This is a genomic window from Herbidospora solisilvae, assembly GCF_009901565.1.
GTDB lineage: Bacteria > Actinomycetota > Actinomycetes > Streptosporangiales > Streptosporangiaceae > Herbidospora > Herbidospora solisilvae.
Genome location: NZ_WXEW01000004.1, coordinates 356,691 through 376,456, shown reverse-complemented (window position 1 = coordinate 376,456; position 19,766 = coordinate 356,691). Strand labels below are relative to the sequence as shown.

The following is a 19,766-nucleotide window of genomic DNA, read 5'->3' as shown; positions in this document are numbered from 1 at the left end:
CGCTCCTGTCAATACTTATTTTTATATATACGCTTAAGTATAGAATATAGCCTATGCACTACATCGATGGGGCTTTCGTCCCGGCCGTTGAGACCGCTCCCGTGCACGAGAAGGCCACCGGAGCCGAGATCGGCCGATACGCCCTCGGCACCGCCGCCGACGTCGACCGGGCCGTCGCGGCCGCCCGCCGGGCCCAGCCGGGATGGGCCGCCCTCGGGGCGCCCGAGCGGGCCGCCTACCTGACGGCGTTCGCCGACCACCTGCGGTCGCGCTACGACGAGCTGGTCGAGTTGTCCATGCGGGAGACCGGGGGAGTGCGGGCCAAGGCCGTCGACGAGGTGTCGGCCGGGCTGAAGCAGCTCGCCATCTCCGCGGTGGAGGCGTGCGGGACGGCGGGGGACGTCCTCCAGCCGTACAAGGCGGGGAAACTGTCGTTGTCGCGGGCGGTGCCGCTCGGGGTGCTCGGGATCATCACGCCCTGGAACTATCCGGTCAATCTGGCCATGCGGGCGGTCGCGCCGGGGCTGGCGTTCGGGAACACGATCGTGCTCAAGCCGGCCGAGCTGACGCCGATCATCGGCGGGCGGGTGCTGGCCGAGGCGGCCGACGCGGCCGGGCTGCCGCCGGGCGTCTTCAACGTCGTCGAGGGCGACGGGCCGGAGGCGGGGCACGCGCTGGCCGAGCACCGGGGGCTCGACCTGCTCGACTTCACCGGGTCACGCGAGGTCGGCACGGCCATCGCGCTGTCGGCCGCCCGGGACCTGCGGCCGGTGCGGCTGGAACTCGGCGGGAGCAACGCCTTCGTGGTGCTCGAGGACGCCGACGTCGAACTGGCCGCGTCGTGCGCGCTGATCGCGTCGCTGGAGTTCCAGGGGCAGACGTGCATCAGCGCCAGCCGCCACATCGTGCTCGAACCGGTCGCCGACGCCTACGTGGCCGCGCTCACCCGCAAGGCCGCCGCGCTGACCGTCGGGAACCCCTTCGACGGCGTCGACCTCGGGCCGCTGATCAGCGAGGCGCAGCGCGACCGCGTGCACGAGCGCATCGTGCTGCCGTCCGTCGAGAAGGGGGCGGTCGTCGCCACGGGCGCGACCTACGACGGGCTGTTCTACCGGCCGACCGTGCTCACCGGCGTCACCCCGGACATGCCGGCGTTCGCCGAGGAGATCTTCGGGCCGGTGCTGCCGGTCACCGTCGCGGCGACAGAGGAGGAGGCGATCGGGCTGGTCAACGGCTATCCGATGCTGATGAACTCCGTCTTCAGCCGCGATCTGATGCGCGGCATGGCCGTTGCCGAACGGCTCAACGCGGGGGAGGTGCACGTCAACGACGCGCACGCCCGGCACGGCGCCGAGAACCAGATGCCCGGGTTCACCCGCCGCCAGTGGATCGGGGTGCAGCGCGGGCCGCTCGACCTGCCCGAATGGACCCGGCGGTGATCGTCGACTACGCGATGTACCCGGAGCTCACGGTCCGGCTGTTCGACCTGCCCGAGCCGCCGCTGACCGAGTTCCGCAGCGCGGCGGCGCGGGCCCGGCTGGCCCGCACGGAGATCCTGGTGACCGGCTGGGGCTGCCCCGTCCTCGACGGCGGGGCGCTGGAGGCCGCGCCGAACCTGAAGGCCGTCGTGCACGCCGCCGGGAGCATCAAGGGGCACGTCACGCCTGAGGTGTTCGCGCGCGGCATCGTGGTCAGCTCGGCCGCCGACGCCAACGCGATCCCGGTCGCCGAGTACACCCTCGCGATGATCCTGCTGGCCAACAAGGCCGTGCCGCGACTGGCCCGCGAATACCGCGCGGCCCGCAGCGACCTGGGCCTGCTGACGCAGGACAACGACCTCGGCAACTACCGCAAGACCGTCGGCGTCGTCGGCGCCTCCCGAGTCGGCCGGCGGGTCATCGAGCTGCTCCGGCCGTTCGACCTGGAGGTGCTGGTCGCCGACCCCTACGCCGACGACCTGGTCACCCACGACCTCGACGTCGTGATCGGCCGCAGCGACGTGGTGTCGATCCACGCCCCGGCCACGCCGGAGACGTACCGGCTCATCGGCGCGGAGCGCCTGCGGGCGCTCAAGGACGGCGCGACCCTCATCAACACCGCCCGGGGTTCCCTCGTGGACGAGGCCGCGCTCATCGCGGAGCTCCGCACCGGCCGGATCTCCGCGATCCTGGACGTCACCGACCCCGAGCCCCCCGCGCCCGACTCGCCGCTCTGGGACCTGCCCAACGTGGTGCTCACCCCGCACGTCGCGGGGGCGCTGGGGTCGGAGGTCGGGCGGCTGGGACGGACGGCGCTGGAGGAGGTGGCACGGCTGAGGCGCGGTGTCCCCCTCAGGTACGAGGTCGACCCGCGCGTCCTGTCGCGTCAGGCCTAGACGAGTAGTTCCGAATGGCTCTCGTAAGCGATCAGGGATCTGGTCCTGTGGCGCGGTTTTGCCAGATCGCGCAGGTCGGTGCCAGGATCCGCTGAACCATTCGGACACCGACGCCCTCAATGGTCCGGCCGCCGTGCTGTTCATGAGTCGATCAGCTGCCGGACCGTCCTGAGCAGCGGCTCTCCCGGACGAGGTGTGCCGCACCGTCGTCATTCCGTCGAATACGAGTGAAAGAATGACGATGCAGATCGCAGAGAATGCTCTTCCGGAGGAAAGCCAGTGGGTTCTCCTGGTGGAGCACCATCTGGAGTCGTTCAACTGCCTGTGGGTGGACACCGAAGACGTCGGCGAGATCGCCCGGCGCATGGGTGTTGAGCCTGATTCCGGTGCACCGTGCGACTTCCCCACGGCCATGCGGTCGTCTGGCGTCAACCCGAGGACGCCGGTCGTCTGGGTCGGGGAGCACGCGCCGGGCTGGTCGGTCGTCCTCACCGTCAACCGCGGATCGGTGCCGCCGGAGATCGTCGAGGCGTTGAGTTCGGGTGGGCGGCGTGTCCTGGAGGCCTATTTCCACGAGGTCGTCCACCCCGGCCACCTGATCTACCTGCGAGACGGCGACTACATCGGAGATGTGTACCCACCGTCTGAGCCAGGAGGCAAGGTGGAGGTCGAGGAGTTCGCGGCCCACGGGCGCGGGCTCGAACTCGTGGGGGACTTGAGCGACGCCGAGACGTTCGACCGCTTCCTAGTCATGATGGGACGGATAACCGGCCGTTTCATCGACCGGCCCTGGTTCTCGACGACCCGGACCCTCCACCCCGTCTCCCCGGAAGCGTGAACGAGCCGGGTCGGGATATTTCCGGTTATCTTGGCCGGGCCGCCGATGTCGTGTTCCAAAGGAGCCGGATTGTCCGATCAGTTGATCTTCTCCTATGGAGCAGGTCCAGCCGGCCGGGAGCTCGACGGCCATCCCGACGCGCTGCCCGGGTTCCGGCCGGAGACGGTGAAGACCACCAATGCCTCGATCCCGGCATGACCGGCGCCCTGCTGTTCGCCGAGGTCGACCGGCCGGCCCGGGAGCGCGGCCGGGTCCTCGGGCACGTCCACGCCGGTCATCTCGTCGGGGAGATGAGCCGCACCGCTGAGACCGGCCGGATCGCCCACTGGAGCCGGGAGATCCGCCTGACCGACGCCGGACGCGGCGTCGGCGGGTTCCACGAGCGAATCGACCTCGGCTGATGGACGACCTCTACCGCCTACTCGCCTCGTATGACCCAAGTGACGTCCCGATGCACTGGTTCTACGCCGTCTGGGTCGAGGGCACGCCGGTCGAAGAGGCGGTCGCGCTGCTGAAGGGCGACCCTGCCTCGGGGGTGCCCGACCGCTTCGAGGGCTGCTGGGGCTGGGTCGACGAAGACGACGAGGGCGCCCTGTTGGCCGGCCCGATCGGCGACTGGACGCTGCTCATCGGCGACTGGCGTCCCACCGAAGAGGACGCGCTGGTCACCCTCACGCGGGGAGGAGGGCGGGCGTTCGCCGTCTCGTGGAACGAGGACGGCACGTCCTTCCTCAAGTACGCCGCCGGCGGCCAGGTGGTCACCGCCTTCGACCTCTTCTCTCCCGCCGAGCGCCACGGCGCCGATCCGGCCGCCCTCGACCCGTTCATGGACGGCCTGCGCTTCGACATCGACGACGCCGAGCCCGCCGAGAGCTTCACCTCGGCGCTGACCGTGATCGGCCGGGTCACCGGCCGCAGGCTCGACCGCGAGTGGCTGGACGCCCCCCACACGACCTACTCGATCCCGCGTCCGGCGGCGATCGCGCCGTAGTCGCGGTCGGGGCGGCCGTCCACGATGCCGCCGGATCTTCCGTTGAGAGGGTGTCTGTTTCGGTGGTCACGACCCGATGCCGGACACCCTCCGCACGTCTGAGAAGCCTCTAGCTCTTCAGGCCCGAGAACGCGATGCCCTGCATGATGCGCCGCTGGAAGATCAGCAGCACGACCATGACCGGGATCACCGCGAGCGCCGCGCCCGCCATGATGTAGTAGGCCCGGCCCGACTCCGTGCTCGCGAGCTGCTGCAAGGCCAGCGGCAGCGTGTAGAGGTCGGGGCTGTTGAGCACGATCAGCGGCCACACCAGGTCGTTCCAGTGGAAGATGAAGCTGGTGATCGTCACAACGGCCAGCACCGGCTTCGACAGCGGCAGGATCACCCGCCAGAAGATGGCCATCCGGCCCGCGCCGTCGATGCGGGCGGCTTCCTCCAGTTCGACCGGAAGTGTGCGGAAGAACTGGCGCATGAGGAAGATGTCCAGCACCGAGGCCACGTTGGGCAGGATGATGCCCCACGGCGAGTCGTAGACGCCGAGCAACTGCGTGACGTGCAGACGCGGCACCAGCAGGGTGATCGTCGGCACCATCATGCCGGCCAGCATCAGGACGAAGATCTTGTCCCGGCCCGGGAACGGGATGCGCGCGAACGCGTAGGCCGCCAGGGCGTCGATCAGCAGCTTCAGCGGGACCAGCACGCAGGTGATCCACACGCTGTTCCAGAACGCCGTGCCCAGGCCGCTGATGGTGAAGACGTACTCGTAGTTCCCCAGCGTGGGGTTCCACTCGCCGGTCTTCTTGTCCAGCGGGAGGAGCTGCGGCACCTGGGTGTAGACGTCGGGGCCGTTCTTGAACGACGTCGCGAGCATCCACACGAACGGGACGACCGACACCAGCGCCAGCAGGATCAGCGCGATGTAGATGGGCAGGCGGCGCACCGTCTTCTGGTTCACGACGCCTCCTGCTTCATGAACTTGAACTGCACGAACGTGATGATCATGATGAAGACCAGGAGGATGAACGACATCGCGCAGGCGGCGCCCATCGCGTTGTAGCGGAACGCGTACAGGTAGATGTGCAGCACGTAGGCCAGGCCCGACTGCTCGGGGCCGCCGGTGACGCTCCGGTTGCCGCCGCCGCTGAAGATGACGTACACGAGCCCGAAGACCTGGAGCGCGGCGATGATGCCGGTCACGACGAGGTAGAACGTGGTCGGGCGGAGCATCGGGACCGTCACCTTGAAGAAGCGCTGCACCGGGCCCGCGCCGTCGATGACCGCCGCCTCCCTGATCGACTCGGGGATGCTCTTCAGCCCGGCCAGGTAGATGATCATCGAGATGCCGCACTGCCAGGCGGCGATGAAGGCCAGCGCCGGGATGACCAGCTCCGGGGTGTTCAGCCAGTTCTGCCGGGGGATGCCCACCAGTCCGAGCACGGCGTTGACCAGGCCGTACTGCGGGTCGTAGAGCCAGCGCCAGATGGCGCCGACCGCCGCCTCCGCGGTCACGACGGGCAGGAACAGCAGCAGTCGGAACAGGTTCGAGCCGCGCCGGATGGCGTTGATCAGCAGCGCCTGGCCCAGCGCCGCCACCAGCGTCAGCGGCACCGCGACGAGCGTGTACTGCAGGGTGACCTGGATCGACTTCCAGAAGTGCGGATACTTCACGTCGTCGAAGAACAGGTCGGTGTAGTTCTGCAGCCCCACCCAGATCGGCGCGGAGTGCAGGTCCCACTCGGTGAAGCTGTAGTACAGGGCCGCCAGGGCCGGATAGAGCAGGAAGATGATGAAGTACACCAGCGCGGGGGCGATGAGGAGCCACCCGATCAGGTGGTCACGCCTGCCGATGCCCGGACGGCGGCGCCGTCCGGGCCTGGCCGGCGTCTCGGCGGGCCGCTGGGCCACGACCGGAGATGCCACGGTTGCCTCGCTTCCGTGATGACTGGGCTAGCTGTTCCAGCCGAGCAGGGCGCGGGTCTTGTTGGCCGCGTCGGTGAGCGCCTCCTGGGCGGTCATCTTGCCGCTCAGCGCCGACTCCAGGGCCGGGGCGATGATCTCGTCGTTGATCTGGATCCACTGCGGGAGGGCCGGACGGGCCTGCGCCACCTTGAGCTGCTCCAGGAAGGCCTGCTGCTGCTCGCCGAACGTGGCGGCGTCGCGCTCGGCGGCCTCCTTGTTGACCGGGAAGCCGCCCAGGGCCTGGGCCAGCACGGTGTTGTTGGTGGAGTTGGTCAGGTGCTGCAGCCACTTCCACGCGAGCTGCTCGTTCTTGCCCTTCGTGAACACGACCGCGTTCTCGCCGCCGATGTTGCCCGCCGGGGTCGTCTTGTACGGCAGCGGGGCGACGTTGAAGTCGAGGTCGGGGAACTGGTCCTTGATCGTGGCGACGTCCCACGGACCGGAGATCATCATGCCCGCGAGGCCGTTGGCGAACGCCTGGTCGGAGTCGGTGATCTCACGGGGCGAGGACGGCAGCAGGTCGACCCAGAGCTGGAGCGCCTCGACCGCCGGCGCCTGGTCGAACAGGATCTTCTTGTTCGCCTCGTCGACCATCTGGCCGCCGGCTCCGCCGACCACGCCCGGCCACATCCAGGCGCCGTAGCCGTCGCCCTTCGGCACCACGATGCCGGCCACCTTCGGGTCCTTCTGGTGGATCGCGGCGCTGATCGACTTGAGCTCGTCCCACGTCTTCGGCGGGGTCGGGACCAGCGCCTTGTTGTAGAAGAGGGCGACCGCGGTGTGGTCGATCGGGAAGCCGTAGAGCTTGCCGCCCACCTTGTTGGTGTTGAGCGCGCCCTCCCAGAAGTCGGCCTCATTGAGGGTGCCGGCCGGGACCTCCTTGATGGTGCCCTCCTGCGCGAAGCGGGAGACCAGGGGCTGGTCGAGGATCCCGACGTCGGGGACCGTGTTGCCGGCGAGGGCGGAGCCGAGCTTGGTGTTGTAGTCGTCCTTGGGGATCTTGACGATGTTCACCTTGACCCCGGGGTTGGCCTTCTCGAAGTCCGTGCGGATCTTCTCGACCACCTCGCCGGCCTGAGGGGTGCGGTCCTGGAACATCCAGTAGGTCAACTCCGTGGCAGAGCCCGCGCCGCCCTCCTCGGAGCCGCCGCCGCAGGCGGCGAGCCCGGCGAGCAGCACCGCTGCGGCAGCCGCCCCAGTGACTCTCCTGATCATTTCCATCTCCTTCTCGGGGGGTTGAACAGACGATAATGTAAGACGCAAAAAAAGATCAGTCCCTCGTCGGAAACGCTTTGGTAACGCGACACCCGCTACCCTGTGCGGCGGCACTTGCCTGGTAGCCGTTTCGTTCACGCATTGAACTAACATGTCGGCAGAAAACGGGAGGACAGGCCCATGGCAAGGCCGGAGCGCAAGACGGTCAGGGACGTCCGGAAGGGGAACCGCGGCATGCTGCTGCGGACGCTGTACTTCGGCGGTCCCCGCAGCCGACATGAGCTGACCGGCCTCACCGGCCTGAGCGCGGCGACCATCAGCACCATGACCGGCGACCTTTTGACCGAGAAGATCCTCATGGAGGCCGGTCAGGTCGACAGCGACGGCGGCCGGCCGAGGGTGCTGCTCCGGGTCAATCCCGTGTACGCCTACCTCATCGGCGTCGACGTCGCCGAGACCCACGTGAGGGTCGAGCTCTTCGACCTGGAGATGACCGAGAAGGCCCGGGTCGACTACACCCTCCGGCCCTCCCACCACGACATCGAGCTGGTCGCGCGGCGGATCCTGGCCGGGATCGACGTCGTGCTGGCCGACGGCCAGGTGACCGCCGCCCAGGTGCTCGGCGTCGGCATCGGGGTGCCCGGGATCGTCGAGCGCGGCGCCTCCGACGCGCTCATCCACGCCAAGACCTTCGGCTGGGACGGCGTCCCGCTGGGCGCGCTGATGCGGGCCGGCACCTCCCTGCCCGTCTTCATCGACAACGGCGCCAAGACGATGGGTCAGGCCGAGTTGTGGTTCGGGGCCGGCCGGGGGGCCGACCACGCGGTGATCGTGCTGATCGGCTCGGGTGTCGGGGCCACGGTGGTGGCCGACGGCCAGGCCGTGCGCGGGACCTCGAACTCCGCCGGCGAATGGGGCCACACCAAGATCGAGATGAACGGCCGCCCGTGCCGCTGCGGCTCGCGCGGCTGCCTGGAGGCCTACATCGGGGCAGAAGGGCTGCTGGCCAGGGCCGGGGTGCCGGCCCAGACGACCGACTGGCCGTCGGCGCTCGGCCGGGTGCTCGCCGACGGCGGTCCGGTCGTCGACGAGACGCTCACCTACCTGGGGACCGGTCTGGCGAACCTGATCAACATGCTGAACCCGGAGCGCATACTGATCGGCGGCTGGGCCGGCCTGATGATCGGCGAACGGCACCTCGACCAGATCCGCGTCGTGGTGGGGGAGAACTCCCTCACCCAGCCCTACAACGCGACCTCGATCGTGCTGGGCGAACTGGGCCCCGACGCGGTCGCCATGGGAGCGGCCACGCTGGTGCTGGAGGAGTTCCTCGACGCGAGCGCTCCACTGCGACTGCACGTGGCCAGTTGATGCTTATGTCAAAGTGTTGAACTAAGGTTCCGGCACGACGAAGACCGGCTGCGGGAGCCGACAGAACGACCGTCACGGCCGGTCGTCGCGGGCGGCGGCCAGGACCATGGCCGTCGCGGCGACCGCGGGGGGCACTGCCGGGGCCACGAAGTAGACCAGTTCGCTCACGTCGCCGCCCAGGCCGTAGTAGCAGTCGGAGTAGGCGATCAAGTTGAAGAGGAAGGTCACGGTGCCGTAGCCGCCCGTCAGCAGCAGCACCCCCGCCAGCGCCCGGACCGTCACCCGGCCGAGCCGGGCCCGGCCGTGGGTGGTGGCCAGGGCCAGGACGAGGAGGCCGGCCACCACGATCGCGGGGGCGGCGGAGACGGACACCACCTGATCGACGGAAGGCCCGGCACCGGTCTCCTCCGGTGTGTAGGCACACTCGCCGTCGGGGTCGACGTAGGCGAGCGGCCCCGTCAGCGCGCCCCCGCCCGCGACCATGTTGGCCATCGACACGCAGAACGCCAGGGCGAAGTAGATCAGGGATCTCCAGGACATGGGCGCACAATCTAGCGGTGGCGGCCGACAGGGAACTCCCGGCGGTGGCCGCCCTTCCCCGGGAAGATCATCAGCAGCAGGAGCTGCGGCTGGTAGCCGTCCGTCGGCCGGAAGTGGGCCCTGATCCGGTAGTCGCCGCGCCGCAGGCCGGGCACCTTCAGCCCGTGGCCGCCGCCTATCGGGTCGTTCAGCTCCAGATGGCCCGTGGAACTCCGGTAGCCGACCTCGACGACCTGCTCCCAGCCCTTCGTCTCCAGCGGGGGCCGCCTTGGATAGACCTCGGCGGTCAGGCAGACGTCGAAGTCGGGGTCGACGTTCAGTGCGAGCACGCCGGGCGCGGCGGCGATGAGCGGGCCCTCCGGCGGGTCTCCGGCGCTCTCCTCCGCCACGTCGGGCTCCCACGACTCGATGGCGCCGTAGTCGGTCCACGTAAGGTCGCTCGCCACATGGGCCGGGCGGATCAGCGGGCGATGGCGGTTGAGGTCGCAGAAGACCTCGGAGGCCGCGTCGGCCAGGTCATAGGTCACCGTCTCCGAGAGGATCAGCGCGGTCGCGTCGCGGTGGGCGAGGGGGCAGATCGGGGCGAGGTCGTAGACCGACTCCGCCCTGAGGGGATAGCGCGCGCAGGCGGCCCGTCCGTAGGCGACCAGGTCGCGGTCGGGGATCCCGGCGAAACGCCCGCCGCCGCGCATGCCGCACAGGTACGCGGCCTCGCCGACCGCGATGTCGTCGCCGTACGTCAGGGCGGCGCAGTCGTGGGCGGCGACGGCGCCCCGGTGCCCGTCGGTCTGCACGAGGCTGGCGATCAGCCCGGCCGCCGTCAGGCGCACGAACCCGCGGCGCACCCGTGGCCGGGACAGCAGCCGCGCGGCCGCGCCGGGCCGTCGCCGGGCGGCGGCCAGCAGGAGGCACCCGTTCAGCACCCCCAGCGCGTCGGACGGCCCGAGCGCCCGGACCCCGTCCCAGCCGAGCCACGCCGTCTCGAAGCACGCCGGGGCGCTCGCCACGTCGAGCGCGAGCAGCGCGAACCGCAGGCCGTGGCCGATCACCAGCCACCATCCCATGATCCGGACCGCCACCCGTGCGGGCCGTGATCCGCCTCCAGCGGCCAGCACCACCGCGGCCAGCATGACCAGGGCGAGCCCGCTGTGGACCAGGACCTCGATGAGACCCGCGCCGAGCACTCCGAGACCGAGGAGACCGGGTGCTCCGCCGGTCCAGGCGGGCTCGTCGAGCTGCGAAAGGTGGCGCATGATCGCGAAGTGGAGGTCGCCTCCCAGGCAGTTGCCGAAGCCGGGGAACGCCCAGATCCGCACGTCGCTTCGTGCCGGCCGGTGGAGGAGGGAGCCCGCCGAGATCACGGAGGCGAGGGTCAGGTAGAGGGATGATCTCCGGCGCATGGGCGGCAACCCTAGCGAGCCCCGCCGACGGAGTGGTATAAAACCATCCTGTTAAATAACTGAAAGGTTATCTGCCCATGCTGGACGCCACGTTCGCCGCCCTGGCCGACCCCACCCGCCGGGCGATCCTGGCCCGGCTCGCGCAGGGCGAGGCCACGGTGACCGAACTGGCCGCCCCGTTCGCGATGAGCCAGCCGGCCGTCTCCAAGCACCTCAAGGTCCTGGAGAAGGCGGGCCTGATCACCCGGGGGAGAGACGCCCAGCGCCGCCCCTGCCGCCTGGCCGCCGGACCGCTGCGTGAGGCGACCGAATGGCTGGCCGGTTACCGCGACTACTGGGAGGAGAGCTTCCAGCGGCTCGACTCCCTGCTGAAGGGCATGGAATGACCGACGTCCTCACCCGGGGCGACCGGGAGCTCGTCGTCACCCGCCGGTTCGCCGCGCCCCGCGACCGGGTGTTCGCCGCGCTCACCGTGCCCGGCCTGCTCGTCCAGTGGTACGGGGCGCGGGGGTGGCGGCTGGTGGAGTGTTCGTTCGAGGCCGCCGTGGGGGCCGCATACCTGTTCGTCTCCGAGGGGCCGGGCGGGGCGCGGATGACGCAGCGCGGGGAGGTGCGGGCCGTCGAGCCGCCCGTCTCGATCACGGTCAGCGAGGTCTTCGACGACCAGTCGTATCCAGGGGTCACCGTGATCACCCACGACCTCACCGAGGAGGGGGCCGCGACCCTGCTCACCACCACGATCCGCTACGCCACCCCAGCCGGCCGGGCGACCGCGCTGCGTTACCCGATGGCCAGGGGCATGGCGGAGGCGTACACGAGAATCGATCTGCTGTTGGAAGGACAGGCATGAACTGGACCCTCGAAGTGGTCGTCGTCCCCGTGTCGGACGTCGACCGGGCCAAGGCCTTCTACGCCGACCGGCTGGGCTTCGCCGTCGACCACGACACGGCGTTCGGCGACGACGTCAGGATCGTGCAGCTGACCCCGCCCGGGTCGGGGTGCTCGATCGTGATCGGGAAGGGGGCGGTGCCGCAGATGCCGCCGGGGTCGCTGCGGGGGCTCCAGCTTGTGGTGCCGGACATCCGGAAGGCGCACGCGCTGCTGGTGGAGCGGGGGGTCGAGGTGACCGGCGTACAGACGATCGGGGAGAACCCCCATCCGGTGCCCGATCCCCTCGACAACGTCGGTTTCGTGTTCTTCGACGACCCCGACGGGAACGGGTGGGCGGTGCAGCAGATCTCCTCACGAGGCTGACCGCCCACGGGTCGTCAGCCGGTCGCCAGGATCACGTCGGAGGCCTTCACGATCGCCGTGACCCGGCTGCCGACCGCCAGTCCGAGCTCCTCGGCCGCCTCGGCGGTGATCGACGCGACCAGCCGGAGGCCGCCCGCCGACAACTCGACGTTGGCGGTGGCCTCGCCCCGCGTGACCCCGGTGACCTCGGCCGGGATCGCGTTCCGTGCACTCAGTTTCATGATCGTCCTGTGCCCGGGCTCACGGGGGCGGAAAACACCCTGTCCGTAGACTGGGGAACGGACGAAAGGGGTAAGTCATGCGCCTTGACGGCACGGTCGCCCTGGTCACCGGGGCGTCGAGCGGAATCGGGGAGGCCGCCGCTGTGGCGCTCGCCCACCAGGGCGCCGCGGTCGCGGCGGTCGCCCGGCGGCGGGAACGTCTTGAGGACCTGGCCGCCCGGATCGGCAAGGACGGAGGCCGGGTCCTGGTGATCGAGGCCGATGTGACCGACGAGGCGCAGGCCCGCGCGGCCGTCGAGCGCACCGCCTCCGAGCTCGGCCGGATCGACACCCTGGTCAACAACGCCGGGGTCATGCTGCTCGGGCCCGCGCAGGACGCGCCCGTCTCCGAATGGCAGCGAATGGTCGAGGTCAACGTCCTGGGCCTGCTCTACTGCGCGCACGCCGCGCTGCCGCACCTGATCAGGGCCGCCGACGACGGGCCCCGCTACGTCGCCGACATGGTCAACGTCTCCTCGGTCGCCGGGCGCATCGCCCGCAGCGGGAGCGGCGTCTACAACCTCACCAAGCACGGCGTCGGCGCGTTCAGCGAGGCGCTGCGGCAGGAGGTCACCCGCAAGCACGTGCGGATCTCGCTGGTCGAGCCGGGCGCGGTGGAGACCGAGCTGGCCGGGCACAACCGGCCCGAGGTGCTGGAGGGCATCAGGAGCACCTTCGGCGACGTCGAGCGCATGCAGCCGGAGGACATCGCCGACGCCATCGCGTACATCGTGACCCGGCCCCGGCACGTCGCGATCAACGAGGTGCTCATCCGGCCGACGGAGCAGGAACGGTAAGCCGAGGAGGGCGAGATGCCGAAAGCCTACGTGTACCGGGAGTACGGCGGCCCCGAGGTCGAGGAGTTCGCCGACCTGCCCAAACCGACCGCCGGACCGGGCCAGGTCGTCGTCAGGGTCAAGGCCGCCGGGGTCAACCCGGCCGACTGGAAGCGCCGCACCGGCTGGCGCGGGCCGGGCGTCAACCCCGACCACTTCCCGGCCGTCTTCGGCAACGAGGTCGCCGGGGTCATCGCCGAGATCGGCCCCGGCGTCACCGGGCTCAAGCCGGGCGAGGCCGTCTTCGGCAGCCCGCTGAAGGGCGGCTACGCCGAGTACGCCGTCCTCCCGGCGTCGGGCCTGGCGCGCAAGCCCGACGTGGTGTCGTTCGAGGACGCCGCCACCCTGCCGGTCGCCGCCGCCACGGCCTACGACGGCGTCCGACAGCTCGGCCTGCCGCGCGGCGGCACCCTGCTGATCACCGGTATCGGCGGGGGCGTCGGCACGGCCGCCGCGCAGATCGCCCGGCACGCCGGGGTGCGCGTGATCGGCACCGCCGACCCGGCCAAACGGGGGTTCGTCGAGTCGCTCGGGGCGGCGTACGTGGAACCGGGCCCCGGCGTCGCCGAGCGGGTGCGCGCGGTGGCCCCGCAGGGCGTCGACGGCATCTACGACCTGGTCGGCGGCGACGCGCTCCGCGAGGTCGCGCCGGTGCTGAAGGACCACTCGAAGCTGATCTCCGCCGGAGACCAGACCACGGCCAGGGACCTCGGCGGCAAGCCGGTCGCGCGGGCCCGCACCAAGGAGGTGCTGGGCGCGGTCGCCGACCTGGTGGCCGACGGCGTGCTCGACCCGCACGTGACCGCGACCTATCCGCTCGACCAGGCCGACCGGGCGTTGAGGGAGGTCGAGAACGGGCACGCACAAGGCAAGATCGTCATCACCGCGTGAGCGCTTCGCGGCGGCCCGGGTGGCCCGGCTGGCGACCGCCGGCCCGCACGTCGTGCCGGTGACCTTCGCCCTGGAGGGCGACGTGATCGTGACCGCCGTCGACCACAAGCCCAAGACCACCCGGCGGTTGCGCCGCCTGGAGAACATCGCGGCCGATCCCCGGGTGAGCGTGCTCGCCGACCACTACGAGGAGAACTGGGAGAGGTTGTGGTGGGTACGGGCGGACGGGACCGCCCGGGTCGTCGATGAATGGCCGGTCGTCGCGTTGACGGCAAAATATCCGCAATATCGGGAAATTCCGCCGGTCGGGCCGTTCATTGTGATCGACGTACATCTATGGCGGGATTGGACGGCGCTGCCAGACTAGGCGCATGCCGTTATGGGGGAGACGCCTGCTGGTCGCCATGGCGATCTGGGTGGCCGCGCTCGTGTTCAGCATGTGGGCGCCGACGGACGACGTCGTCGGCGGCCTCATGCTGGTCTTCGCAGCCCCGCTCACGCTCGGCCTGATTTTCGGCTGGCTGGCGCGCTTGCCCTGGTGGTTGCCCGTCGGCCTGCTCGCGTTTCCCGGCGCCTATTTCCTGATGTTCACCGTGGTCGCATGGCACTCGCTGCTCGACCACGACGTGCCGTGGCCGGTCATCCTGGCCTATCCGGCGCTGGGTTTCCTGATCGTCTCCTGGTTCTTCTCCCCTGGGTTCCCATGGCCGAAAATCGGCGTGAGCGCTCTCCTGATCGCGGGGTTCGCCGCCACCGGCCCGGTGGAGGAGCTCAAGTACGACCGCGAGTTCGAGGAGATGATCGCCTCCTCCGGAGTGCCGCTGGTCGCGCCGGTCATCCCCGGGCACGACCTGGTCTCGTCGAGCAGCTTCCCGGTCAACGGGGAGATCGCGCTGACCTACGCGTCGCCCGACGGGAAGACCGAGGTCGAGGTCTACCTCCATCCCGGGGCCAGCGATCCCGAGGAGATGTGCCTCGACCCGGTCCCCCGATATCCGATCGACGCGGACGCCACCTGCCGCCAGGCCGCGCCGGGGGTGTGGGTCAGGACCGCGGGCGGCTTCACCCGGGCGCTCGGCCGGGCCGGCGGGGTGACCATGCAGATGATCGCCAACGACGTGCCGGAAGAGGTGCTGGTGCGCGGCTTCGCCCAGACCCGGCCGGTGACGGCGGAGGAACTCGGGGAGCTCAGGGACGTCTGAAGGCCGCCCGCAGGTTCCGCGCGACGTGCTCCCTGGCCTCGTCGGCCACGTCGAAGAACCCCGGGTAGGAGACGAACCCGTGCAGCGCGCCCGCGTAGTCGTGGTGGTCGACCGGCACCCCGGCGTCCGCCAGCGCCTTGGCGTACGCCCGGCCCTCGTCCCGGAGCACGTCGTACTCGGCGGTGATGACGGTCGCGGGGGCCAGCCCCGACTTGTCGGCCAGGTGGAGAGGGGACAGGCGGGGGTCGCGGGGGTCGACGCCGGGGGCGTACTTGCGGACGACCCACGCCATGTCGGTCACGCTGAGGCCGAAGCCGTGCGCGAACTCGGTGTAGCTCGGGGTGTCCATGGCCACGTCGGTCACCGGGTAGATCAGGGCCTGGTGGACGAGCGGCAACCCGGCGTCGCGGGCCAGCCAGGCGGTCACCGCGGCCAGGTTGCCCCCGGCGCTGTCGCCCGCGACGGCGACCATGCCCGGAACGGCGTTGTAGAAGGAGGGACGGTCGAAGACGTCGCGGACGACCGCCCAGGCGTCGTCGACGGCGGCCGGGAAGACGTGCTCGGGCGCCAGCCGGTAGTCGGCCATCACGACCACCGCCCCGCTGCGAACGGCCAGGTCACGGCCGAGAGGATCGAGTTGGGGGAGGGTGCCGTAGACCCAGCCGCCGCCGTGGAGGTAGACCACGACGGGAAGCGACTCTTCGCCGGTGGGGCGGTAGACGCGTACGGGAACTCCGGCGGCCGTCGTGTCGACGGCCGAGAAGACCTCGACGGGGGCCCCGCGCTCGGCGGTCTTGTTGTCGAGGTTCCGGAGCACGGCCACCTCGTCGTCGGTGAGCGCGTCGAGGTCGGCCCCGGCGACGGGCGGGAAACGGTCGAGGAAGAACTGGGACTGCGGGTGCAGCGGCATGCGCGAGAACATACTCGACTTCCCCGGACGAGTATTCACTGACGGTGCGCAATCGTCCAAGCGAGATCTGTGCGAGTACGGACGCCGGAAAATGCCGCTTTGGCAAGTCGAGGCAGGCCCATGACGCAACCTAACCCTGACCTTCATCCCTTCCTTCATCAAAATGGGTACTAAGGGATGAAGGCGGCCAGAAACCGATAAGGCCGTCAAAAAGGCCAAAGTGGGGGATTCATATGACGGAGACCCATGCGCCATCGGCCCAGGGCGCGCCAGTCCCGCGAGATCGCGCCCACGACCACGGACGCACCACCATCTCGGGGGACGTCGTCGCGAAGATCGCCGGCGTGGCCGCCCGGGAGATCTCCGGGGTCCACGACTTCGGCACCGCGCCGGCCCGCGCGTTCGGCGCGTTCAAGGGCAGACTCGTCGGCGAGGACGGCGTCACGCGCGGCATCGCCGTCGAGGTCGGCGAACGCCAGGCGGCCGTGGACATCGATCTGGTCGTCGACTACGGCGTGGCCATCCCGGACCTCGCGGCAGCGGTCCGAGAACACGTGACGACGGCCGTCGGGCAGATGTGCGGGCTCGAGGTGACCGAGGTCAACGTCGCGGTCGATGACGTCTACCTGCCGAGCCAGGACGAGTCCTCGGGCATGAGGGAAGGTGCGCGGGTCCAATGACCAGGGGCAGGGGCCGTACGGCCCCCCGGTTCGATCCGGCGGCTCCGCCGGACCCGGGGGTCACGCGCCCCCGGACCGCTCCGGACGCGGGGCGGATCGCCGAGACGGTGGTCTCCTGTCCGGGCGTCGCCGGGCTCACCCGTGGTCCGTTCGGGACGGTCGCCACGTATCGGCCCGGCGGATCCGTGCCGGGGGTGTCCCTGCGCGACGAGGCGGTCGAGATTCATGTGGCCGTCCGGTACGGCAGGCCGATACCCGAGATCGTGGACGAGGTTCGCGAAGCCGTGAGCCCGCTGTCCGGCGACAGGCGTGTGGACGTGATGGTCGAAGACGTCACCGACACCGAAGAAGCCAGGAAGGTAGGATGATCATGAACGAGTTCCCAGTCTGGTCCATCGTCGGGCTCGTGTTCGGCACGATCCTCGGAATCGTGGGCGCCTTCGGCGGCCTCAACGCCTTCCTCATCGTGCTGGTCCTGGGAGTCGTCGGCTTCTTCGTCGGGCTCATGCTCGAAGGCGGCGTCCAGATTCCCAGGCTTCGGGCCAGGCGGCAGTGACCGCCATGGCCGGGCACGGCGCCACCACGGTCTCGGAGCGCGCGTTCGTGAAGATCGCGACAGAGGTGGCCGCCGCCGACGACCGGCTCGCGGGAACGCCGCGAGTGGCGGCGTCCGTCAGCGGAGCCGTCGCGGCCGTGCGTCTCGGCCTCGCCGTCCGCTACCCGGCGCCACTGCTTCAGGTCGCGGCGGAGGCGCGCGAGCGGCTCATGAGCCGGATGGGCGACCTGACCGGCATCACGGTTGAGAACGTCGACGTCGACATCGTCCGGCTCGTCAGAATCGAGGAGCGGCTATGACGACTCTCCACACGGGAGCTGAAGGCCCGGAACCGGCTTCCCGCGTGTCCGCGCGGGGGAGGGGCGGGTCGCGCTTCCTGCGTCCCAAGCGGAAGGTGCCCGCGGCGATCGCCGCGCTCGTCCTGTTCGCCGCCGGGCTGCTGATCGCGGTGCAGACACTCTCGGCGCTGTTCGGCCACCCGGCGCGGATCGTGCCCTACGACCGGGTGGCGGACTGGGCGCGTGCCGCGACCTGGCAGGACAACGCGGTCATGGCGTCAGCCGGGGCCGTGGCGATCGTGGGGGTGCTGCTCATCCTGATCGGGACGGTCCCCGGGCGACCCCGGCTGGTGGCGCTGCGCAGCGGCGACCCCGACATGATCATCAGCACGCCGCGGCGCATGCTGGCCCGGGTGCTCGGCACGGTCGCGGCTCAGGTGGACGGGGTGCGCCGGGCACGGGCGCGGGTACGCGGGCGGCGGGTGACCGTACACGCGGGCACCGACCTGCGCGACACGGCCGCAGTGCGCGAGCGCGTGCGGGTCGCCGTGGAGGACGAGCTGGCCAAGCTCGCGCCGGTCGGCCGTTACACGGTCAAGACCAAGGTGAGAGGTGCGCCATGACACCAGGTAGGGCCTTCGGCCGGGGCATCGCGTGGGGCAACCGCACCGGCCTGGTGCTGCTCGGTCTGATCCTTCTCGCGGCGGGCGCCGCCGCCTTGGCGTGCGGCCTGGGACTCTTCGGCGCGAACGCGGCCCGGGCGCCCCTGCTGCCCGGTGCCGTCTCCGCCTTCGCCGGCTCCACCTCCTGGTTCTGGCCGGCCGTCGCCGCCGCGGGCGCCGTGGTGGGCGCCATCGGACTCGGCTGGCTGATCGCCCAGTTCCGGCTCGACCGGCTGGATCGGGTGCGGCTGGAGGCCGGCCCGTCCGGGGTCACCGAGATCGGCGGCAGGCAGGCCGGCGAAACCCTGGCCGGTCAGGTCAGCGCCTACGAGGGCGTGCGGAGCGCACGGGCCTCGCTGCGTGGCAAGCCGGACGCGCCCGCCCTCGAGCTGCGGGTGACCTCACAGGATCCGGCGCATCCGGACACCCTGATCACCCGGTTGCACGACGAGGCGCTCCCCGACCTGCGGACCGCGTTGGGGCTGGAACGCCTGCCCGCCCTGATACGGCTCCGCTTCGACCCGGGCGGGCGGACCCGCGAGGTCCACTGAGTTATATCCGGTCGCCGGGCGACAGACGGGCGTGCGCCGTGTGGGCCCGGCGTTCGTCAGCGGCCCGGCCGTACCGCAGGGCGGCTTGGGCGCTCTTCCATCCCCCCACCTCCATGACGTCCTGGACGGTGCCGCCGCTCTCCAGCCAGTCGTCCACGAAGGTGTGCCGGAACCGGTGCGGATGCACGTTGTGGACGCCCGCCTCCTTCGCGCGGCGCTCCAGCATCTGCCGCACACCCGATTGGGTGAACCGCCCCTTCACGCTGAGCCAGAGCCACGGCTCCGCGAAGTCCTTGTGGCGGGCCCGCGCCCGCAGATACCGGTCGAGGGCCGCGGCGGCCTTGGCCCCGAGGGGTATTCGCCGTGTGCGCCCGCCCTTGAGGTGGATGGTGAGCTGCTTGCCGCCGAGGTCGACGTCGGACAGGTCGGGGTCGGTGGGGTGGTAGCGGAGCCCGGTCAGGCCGCCTGCGCGCATGCCGGTGTCCATGAAGATCCGGATGATGGCGAGGTCTCTGCGGCTCTCGAAGGTCGCGCCGTCGCACACCTTGACCAGGGCCCGCAGTTCGTCGTCGGTGAAGACGTCCTCGGGGTTGTCGGGCACCTCCGGCTCGACGACGGCCGCCATGGGGTGCGGCCCGAGCAGCTCCTGCTCCTTGATCAGCCATCCGAAGAACGCCCGCAGATTGCGGTAGTGCTTGTGCGCGTTGCCGGGGGAGGTGGCGTTCAGTCCGCATTCACACCGGGTGCGAACTTCGTCGTCGTCGATCCAGCAGCCGGCGCGGGTGGCGAGCAGAAAGCGGCGGATCGCGTCGGCGTCCACGTCATCAACCGTTATGGGGAGGGCATGTACGTCTGCGTGACGCAGATATAGCTTGATCGTGTCTTCGTATGAACGGATCGTGCCCTCGCTGCGATTGGCCGATTCCAGGGCCAGTCGATACGAGGCGACCATGTTGATCAAGGGTGGTGAGATACGCTGTCTCCGTTCGGCCACGTTG

The 19,766-nt window shown here is 70.3% G+C and carries 28 protein-coding genes and 1 pseudogene; 20 read left to right on the top strand and 9 right to left on the bottom strand.

Going from position 1 to position 19,766, the window contains the following annotated elements:
* Positions 1 to 53: 53 nt before the first annotated feature.
* A complete protein-coding gene (locus GT755_RS15105) occupies positions 54 to 1,439 on the top strand; it encodes an aldehyde dehydrogenase family protein (RefSeq protein ID WP_161480348.1) in 1,386 nt (461 codons plus the stop codon).
* Positions 1,436 to 2,374, top strand: a complete 939-nt coding sequence (locus GT755_RS15100; RefSeq protein ID WP_328794349.1) for a hydroxyacid dehydrogenase — start codon at positions 1,436 to 1,438, stop codon at positions 2,372 to 2,374. Before GT755_RS15105 ends, GT755_RS15100 begins: the two co-directional genes overlap by 4 nt.
* 31 nt (positions 2,375 to 2,405) lie before the next feature.
* Here GT755_RS15100 and GT755_RS41725 read toward each other — a convergent pair.
* Positions 2,406 to 2,565 (bottom strand): annotated as a pseudogene (locus GT755_RS41725) (IS982 family transposase); the annotation flags it as partial.
* 44 nt (positions 2,566 to 2,609) lie between these two features.
* On the opposite strand from GT755_RS41725, the gene GT755_RS15090 reads away from it, so the two are divergent.
* The 4 genes from GT755_RS15090 to GT755_RS15080 all read left to right on the top strand — a co-directional run bounded on the left by GT755_RS15090 (position 2,610) and on the right by GT755_RS15080 (position 4,203).
* Positions 2,610 to 3,212 (top strand): hypothetical protein, encoded by a 603-nt coding sequence (locus tag GT755_RS15090; protein WP_161480346.1) that lies wholly within the window; start codon positions 2,610 to 2,612, stop codon positions 3,210 to 3,212.
* A 69-nt stretch (positions 3,213 to 3,281) separates the two neighbouring features.
* Positions 3,282 to 3,410, top strand: coding sequence for a hypothetical protein (locus tag GT755_RS40565; RefSeq protein WP_268903280.1), 129 nt, complete (start codon positions 3,282 to 3,284; stop codon positions 3,408 to 3,410).
* Positions 3,407 to 3,613, top strand: coding sequence for a hypothetical protein (locus GT755_RS15085; protein ID WP_161480345.1), 207 nt, complete (start codon positions 3,407 to 3,409; stop codon positions 3,611 to 3,613). Before GT755_RS40565 ends, GT755_RS15085 begins: the two co-directional genes overlap by 4 nt.
* Positions 3,613 to 4,203: a DUF6461 domain-containing protein gene (locus tag GT755_RS15080; RefSeq protein ID WP_161480344.1), complete on the top strand. Its 591-nt coding sequence runs from the start codon at positions 3,613 to 3,615 to the stop codon at positions 4,201 to 4,203. The genes GT755_RS15085 and GT755_RS15080 overlap by 1 nt, the downstream gene beginning before the upstream one ends.
* A gap of 109 nt (positions 4,204 to 4,312) precedes the next feature.
* On the opposite strand, the gene GT755_RS40560 is transcribed toward GT755_RS15080, so the two are convergent.
* The 3 genes from GT755_RS40560 to GT755_RS15065 are packed head-to-tail and all read right to left on the bottom strand — an operon-like array spanning position 4,313 to position 7,377.
* Positions 4,313 to 5,158: a carbohydrate ABC transporter permease gene (locus GT755_RS40560; protein WP_161480343.1), complete on the bottom strand. Its 846-nt coding sequence runs from the start codon at positions 5,156 to 5,158 to the stop codon at positions 4,313 to 4,315.
* Positions 5,155 to 6,123 (bottom strand): carbohydrate ABC transporter permease, encoded by a 969-nt coding sequence (locus GT755_RS39545; protein WP_161480342.1) that lies wholly within the window; start codon positions 6,121 to 6,123, stop codon positions 5,155 to 5,157. Before GT755_RS39545 ends, GT755_RS40560 begins: the two co-directional genes overlap by 4 nt.
* Positions 6,124 to 6,150: 27 nt before the next feature.
* Positions 6,151 to 7,377 carry an ABC transporter substrate-binding protein gene (locus tag GT755_RS15065; protein WP_161480341.1) on the bottom strand — a complete coding sequence of 409 codons (1,227 nt, stop codon included), beginning with the start codon at positions 7,375 to 7,377 and terminating at the stop codon, positions 6,151 to 6,153.
* A gap of 180 nt (positions 7,378 to 7,557) precedes the next feature.
* Between GT755_RS15065 and GT755_RS15060 the strand changes: the two genes are divergently transcribed.
* The gene (locus GT755_RS15060; protein WP_161480340.1) at positions 7,558 to 8,748 is read left to right on the top strand and encodes an ROK family protein; all 1,191 of its coding nucleotides are present in this window, start codon (positions 7,558 to 7,560) and stop codon (positions 8,746 to 8,748) included.
* 72 nt (positions 8,749 to 8,820) lie between these two features.
* Here GT755_RS15060 and GT755_RS15055 read toward each other — a convergent pair whose 3' ends face one another.
* Both GT755_RS15055 and GT755_RS15050 read right to left on the bottom strand, forming a co-directional pair.
* The gene (locus tag GT755_RS15055) at positions 8,821 to 9,288 is read right to left on the bottom strand and encodes a hypothetical protein (RefSeq protein ID WP_161480339.1); all 468 of its coding nucleotides are present in this window, start codon (positions 9,286 to 9,288) and stop codon (positions 8,821 to 8,823) included.
* Positions 9,289 to 9,299: 11 nt separating this feature from the next.
* Positions 9,300 to 10,688, bottom strand: coding sequence for a hypothetical protein (locus GT755_RS15050; RefSeq protein WP_161480338.1), 1,389 nt, complete (start codon positions 10,686 to 10,688; stop codon positions 9,300 to 9,302).
* Positions 10,689 to 10,765: 77 nt separating this feature from the next.
* Between GT755_RS15050 and GT755_RS40555 the strand changes: the two genes are divergently transcribed.
* From GT755_RS40555 to GT755_RS15035, 3 genes are read left to right on the top strand one after another with little or no spacing between them, the layout of a single operon-like run.
* Positions 10,766 to 11,074, top strand: coding sequence for an ArsR/SmtB family transcription factor (locus tag GT755_RS40555; protein WP_202610041.1), 309 nt, complete (start codon positions 10,766 to 10,768; stop codon positions 11,072 to 11,074).
* The gene (locus GT755_RS15040; protein ID WP_161480337.1) at positions 11,071 to 11,538 is read left to right on the top strand and encodes an SRPBCC domain-containing protein; all 468 of its coding nucleotides are present in this window, start codon (positions 11,071 to 11,073) and stop codon (positions 11,536 to 11,538) included. The genes GT755_RS40555 and GT755_RS15040 overlap by 4 nt, the downstream gene beginning before the upstream one ends.
* Positions 11,535 to 11,942, top strand: coding sequence for a VOC family protein (locus GT755_RS15035; RefSeq protein WP_161480336.1), 408 nt, complete (start codon positions 11,535 to 11,537; stop codon positions 11,940 to 11,942). The genes GT755_RS15040 and GT755_RS15035 overlap by 4 nt, the downstream gene beginning before the upstream one ends.
* A gap of 14 nt (positions 11,943 to 11,956) precedes the next feature.
* On the opposite strand, the gene GT755_RS15030 is transcribed toward GT755_RS15035, so the two are convergent.
* Positions 11,957 to 12,163: a TOBE domain-containing protein gene (locus tag GT755_RS15030; protein ID WP_161480335.1), complete on the bottom strand. Its 207-nt coding sequence runs from the start codon at positions 12,161 to 12,163 to the stop codon at positions 11,957 to 11,959.
* A gap of 77 nt (positions 12,164 to 12,240) precedes the next feature.
* Here GT755_RS15030 and GT755_RS15025 point away from each other — a divergent pair, with 77 nt between their 5' ends.
* The 4 genes from GT755_RS15025 to GT755_RS15010 are packed head-to-tail and all read left to right on the top strand — an operon-like array spanning position 12,241 to position 15,131.
* Positions 12,241 to 12,999: an SDR family NAD(P)-dependent oxidoreductase gene (locus GT755_RS15025; RefSeq protein WP_161480334.1), complete on the top strand. Its 759-nt coding sequence runs from the start codon at positions 12,241 to 12,243 to the stop codon at positions 12,997 to 12,999.
* A gap of 15 nt (positions 13,000 to 13,014) precedes the next feature.
* Positions 13,015 to 13,929, top strand: a complete 915-nt coding sequence (locus GT755_RS15020) for an NADP-dependent oxidoreductase (protein ID WP_161480333.1) — start codon at positions 13,015 to 13,017, stop codon at positions 13,927 to 13,929.
* Between the two features lie 19 nt (positions 13,930 to 13,948).
* Positions 13,949 to 14,296: a TIGR03668 family PPOX class F420-dependent oxidoreductase gene (locus GT755_RS15015; protein ID WP_161480332.1), complete on the top strand. Its 348-nt coding sequence runs from the start codon at positions 13,949 to 13,951 to the stop codon at positions 14,294 to 14,296.
* Positions 14,297 to 14,300: 4 nt separating this feature from the next.
* Positions 14,301 to 15,131 carry a hypothetical protein gene (locus tag GT755_RS15010; RefSeq protein ID WP_161480331.1) on the top strand — a complete coding sequence of 277 codons (831 nt, stop codon included), beginning with the start codon at positions 14,301 to 14,303 and terminating at the stop codon, positions 15,129 to 15,131.
* On the opposite strand, the gene GT755_RS15005 is transcribed toward GT755_RS15010, so the two are convergent.
* Positions 15,118 to 16,041, bottom strand: a complete 924-nt coding sequence (locus GT755_RS15005; RefSeq protein ID WP_161480330.1) for an alpha/beta hydrolase — start codon at positions 16,039 to 16,041, stop codon at positions 15,118 to 15,120. The two genes, GT755_RS15010 and GT755_RS15005, sit on opposite strands and share 14 nt — an antisense overlap.
* Positions 16,042 to 16,274: 233 nt before the next feature.
* Here GT755_RS15005 and GT755_RS15000 point away from each other — a divergent pair, with 233 nt between their 5' ends.
* Genes GT755_RS15000 through GT755_RS14975 form a run of 6 tightly spaced genes read left to right on the top strand, consistent with a single transcriptional unit; the run spans position 16,275 to position 18,768 of the window.
* Positions 16,275 to 16,721, top strand: a complete 447-nt coding sequence (locus GT755_RS15000; protein WP_161480329.1) for an Asp23/Gls24 family envelope stress response protein — start codon at positions 16,275 to 16,277, stop codon at positions 16,719 to 16,721.
* Entirely contained in the window at positions 16,718 to 17,089 is a 372-nt protein-coding gene (locus GT755_RS14995; RefSeq protein ID WP_202610040.1) for an Asp23/Gls24 family envelope stress response protein, read from the top strand. The genes GT755_RS15000 and GT755_RS14995 overlap by 4 nt, the downstream gene beginning before the upstream one ends.
* A gap of 2 nt (positions 17,090 to 17,091) precedes the next feature.
* Positions 17,092 to 17,277 (top strand): hypothetical protein, encoded by a 186-nt coding sequence (locus GT755_RS14990; protein WP_161480328.1) that lies wholly within the window; start codon positions 17,092 to 17,094, stop codon positions 17,275 to 17,277.
* The gene (locus GT755_RS14985; protein WP_161480327.1) at positions 17,274 to 17,576 is read left to right on the top strand and encodes an Asp23/Gls24 family envelope stress response protein; all 303 of its coding nucleotides are present in this window, start codon (positions 17,274 to 17,276) and stop codon (positions 17,574 to 17,576) included. The genes GT755_RS14990 and GT755_RS14985 overlap by 4 nt, the downstream gene beginning before the upstream one ends.
* Positions 17,573 to 18,178, top strand: coding sequence for a DUF6286 domain-containing protein (locus GT755_RS14980; protein ID WP_161480326.1), 606 nt, complete (start codon positions 17,573 to 17,575; stop codon positions 18,176 to 18,178). Before GT755_RS14985 ends, GT755_RS14980 begins: the two co-directional genes overlap by 4 nt.
* Positions 18,175 to 18,768 carry an alkaline shock response membrane anchor protein AmaP gene (locus GT755_RS14975; protein ID WP_161480325.1) on the top strand — a complete coding sequence of 198 codons (594 nt, stop codon included), beginning with the start codon at positions 18,175 to 18,177 and terminating at the stop codon, positions 18,766 to 18,768. The genes GT755_RS14980 and GT755_RS14975 overlap by 4 nt, the downstream gene beginning before the upstream one ends.
* A gap of 1 nt (position 18,769) precedes the next feature.
* Here GT755_RS14975 and GT755_RS14970 read toward each other — a convergent pair whose 3' ends face one another.
* Positions 18,770 to 19,588 carry a tyrosine-type recombinase/integrase gene (locus GT755_RS14970; protein ID WP_161480324.1) on the bottom strand — a complete coding sequence of 273 codons (819 nt, stop codon included), beginning with the start codon at positions 19,586 to 19,588 and terminating at the stop codon, positions 18,770 to 18,772.
* Positions 19,589 to 19,766 lie beyond the last annotated feature (178 nt).

Bases quoted from the DNA above. Each gene is read 5' to 3' on its own strand.
- GT755_RS15105 (WP_161480348.1), top strand. From the start codon at position 54: ATGCACTACATCGATGGGGCTTTCGTCCCGGCCGTTGAGACCGCTCCC.
- GT755_RS15090 (WP_161480346.1), top strand. From the start codon at position 2,610: ATGACGATGCAGATCGCAGAGAATGCTCTTCCGGAGGAAAGCCAGTGG.
- GT755_RS15085 (WP_161480345.1), top strand. From the start codon at position 3,407: ATGACCGGCGCCCTGCTGTTCGCCGAGGTCGACCGGCCGGCCCGGGAG.
- GT755_RS15080 (WP_161480344.1), top strand. From the start codon at position 3,613: ATGGACGACCTCTACCGCCTACTCGCCTCGTATGACCCAAGTGACGTC.
- GT755_RS15065 (WP_161480341.1), bottom strand. From the start codon at position 7,377: ATGATCAGGAGAGTCACTGGGGCGGCTGCCGCAGCGGTGCTGCTCGCC.
- GT755_RS15060 (WP_161480340.1), top strand. From the start codon at position 7,558: ATGGCAAGGCCGGAGCGCAAGACGGTCAGGGACGTCCGGAAGGGGAAC.
- GT755_RS15055 (WP_161480339.1), bottom strand. From the start codon at position 9,288: ATGTCCTGGAGATCCCTGATCTACTTCGCCCTGGCGTTCTGCGTGTCG.
- GT755_RS15050 (WP_161480338.1), bottom strand. From the start codon at position 10,688: ATGCGCCGGAGATCATCCCTCTACCTGACCCTCGCCTCCGTGATCTCG.
- GT755_RS40555 (WP_202610041.1), top strand. From the start codon at position 10,766: ATGCTGGACGCCACGTTCGCCGCCCTGGCCGACCCCACCCGCCGGGCG.
- GT755_RS15040 (WP_161480337.1), top strand. From the start codon at position 11,071: ATGACCGACGTCCTCACCCGGGGCGACCGGGAGCTCGTCGTCACCCGC.
- GT755_RS15035 (WP_161480336.1), top strand. From the start codon at position 11,535: ATGAACTGGACCCTCGAAGTGGTCGTCGTCCCCGTGTCGGACGTCGAC.
- GT755_RS15030 (WP_161480335.1), bottom strand. From the start codon at position 12,163: ATGAAACTGAGTGCACGGAACGCGATCCCGGCCGAGGTCACCGGGGTC.
- GT755_RS15025 (WP_161480334.1), top strand. From the start codon at position 12,241: ATGCGCCTTGACGGCACGGTCGCCCTGGTCACCGGGGCGTCGAGCGGA.
- GT755_RS15020 (WP_161480333.1), top strand. From the start codon at position 13,015: ATGCCGAAAGCCTACGTGTACCGGGAGTACGGCGGCCCCGAGGTCGAG.
- GT755_RS15010 (WP_161480331.1), top strand. From the start codon at position 14,301: ATGCCGTTATGGGGGAGACGCCTGCTGGTCGCCATGGCGATCTGGGTG.
- GT755_RS15005 (WP_161480330.1), bottom strand. From the start codon at position 16,041: ATGCCGCTGCACCCGCAGTCCCAGTTCTTCCTCGACCGTTTCCCGCCC.
- GT755_RS15000 (WP_161480329.1), top strand. From the start codon at position 16,275: ATGACGGAGACCCATGCGCCATCGGCCCAGGGCGCGCCAGTCCCGCGA.
- GT755_RS14995 (WP_202610040.1), top strand. From the start codon at position 16,718: ATGACCAGGGGCAGGGGCCGTACGGCCCCCCGGTTCGATCCGGCGGCT.
- GT755_RS14990 (WP_161480328.1), top strand. From the start codon at position 17,092: ATGAACGAGTTCCCAGTCTGGTCCATCGTCGGGCTCGTGTTCGGCACG.
- GT755_RS14980 (WP_161480326.1), top strand. From the start codon at position 17,573: ATGACGACTCTCCACACGGGAGCTGAAGGCCCGGAACCGGCTTCCCGC.
- GT755_RS14975 (WP_161480325.1), top strand. From the start codon at position 18,175: ATGACACCAGGTAGGGCCTTCGGCCGGGGCATCGCGTGGGGCAACCGC.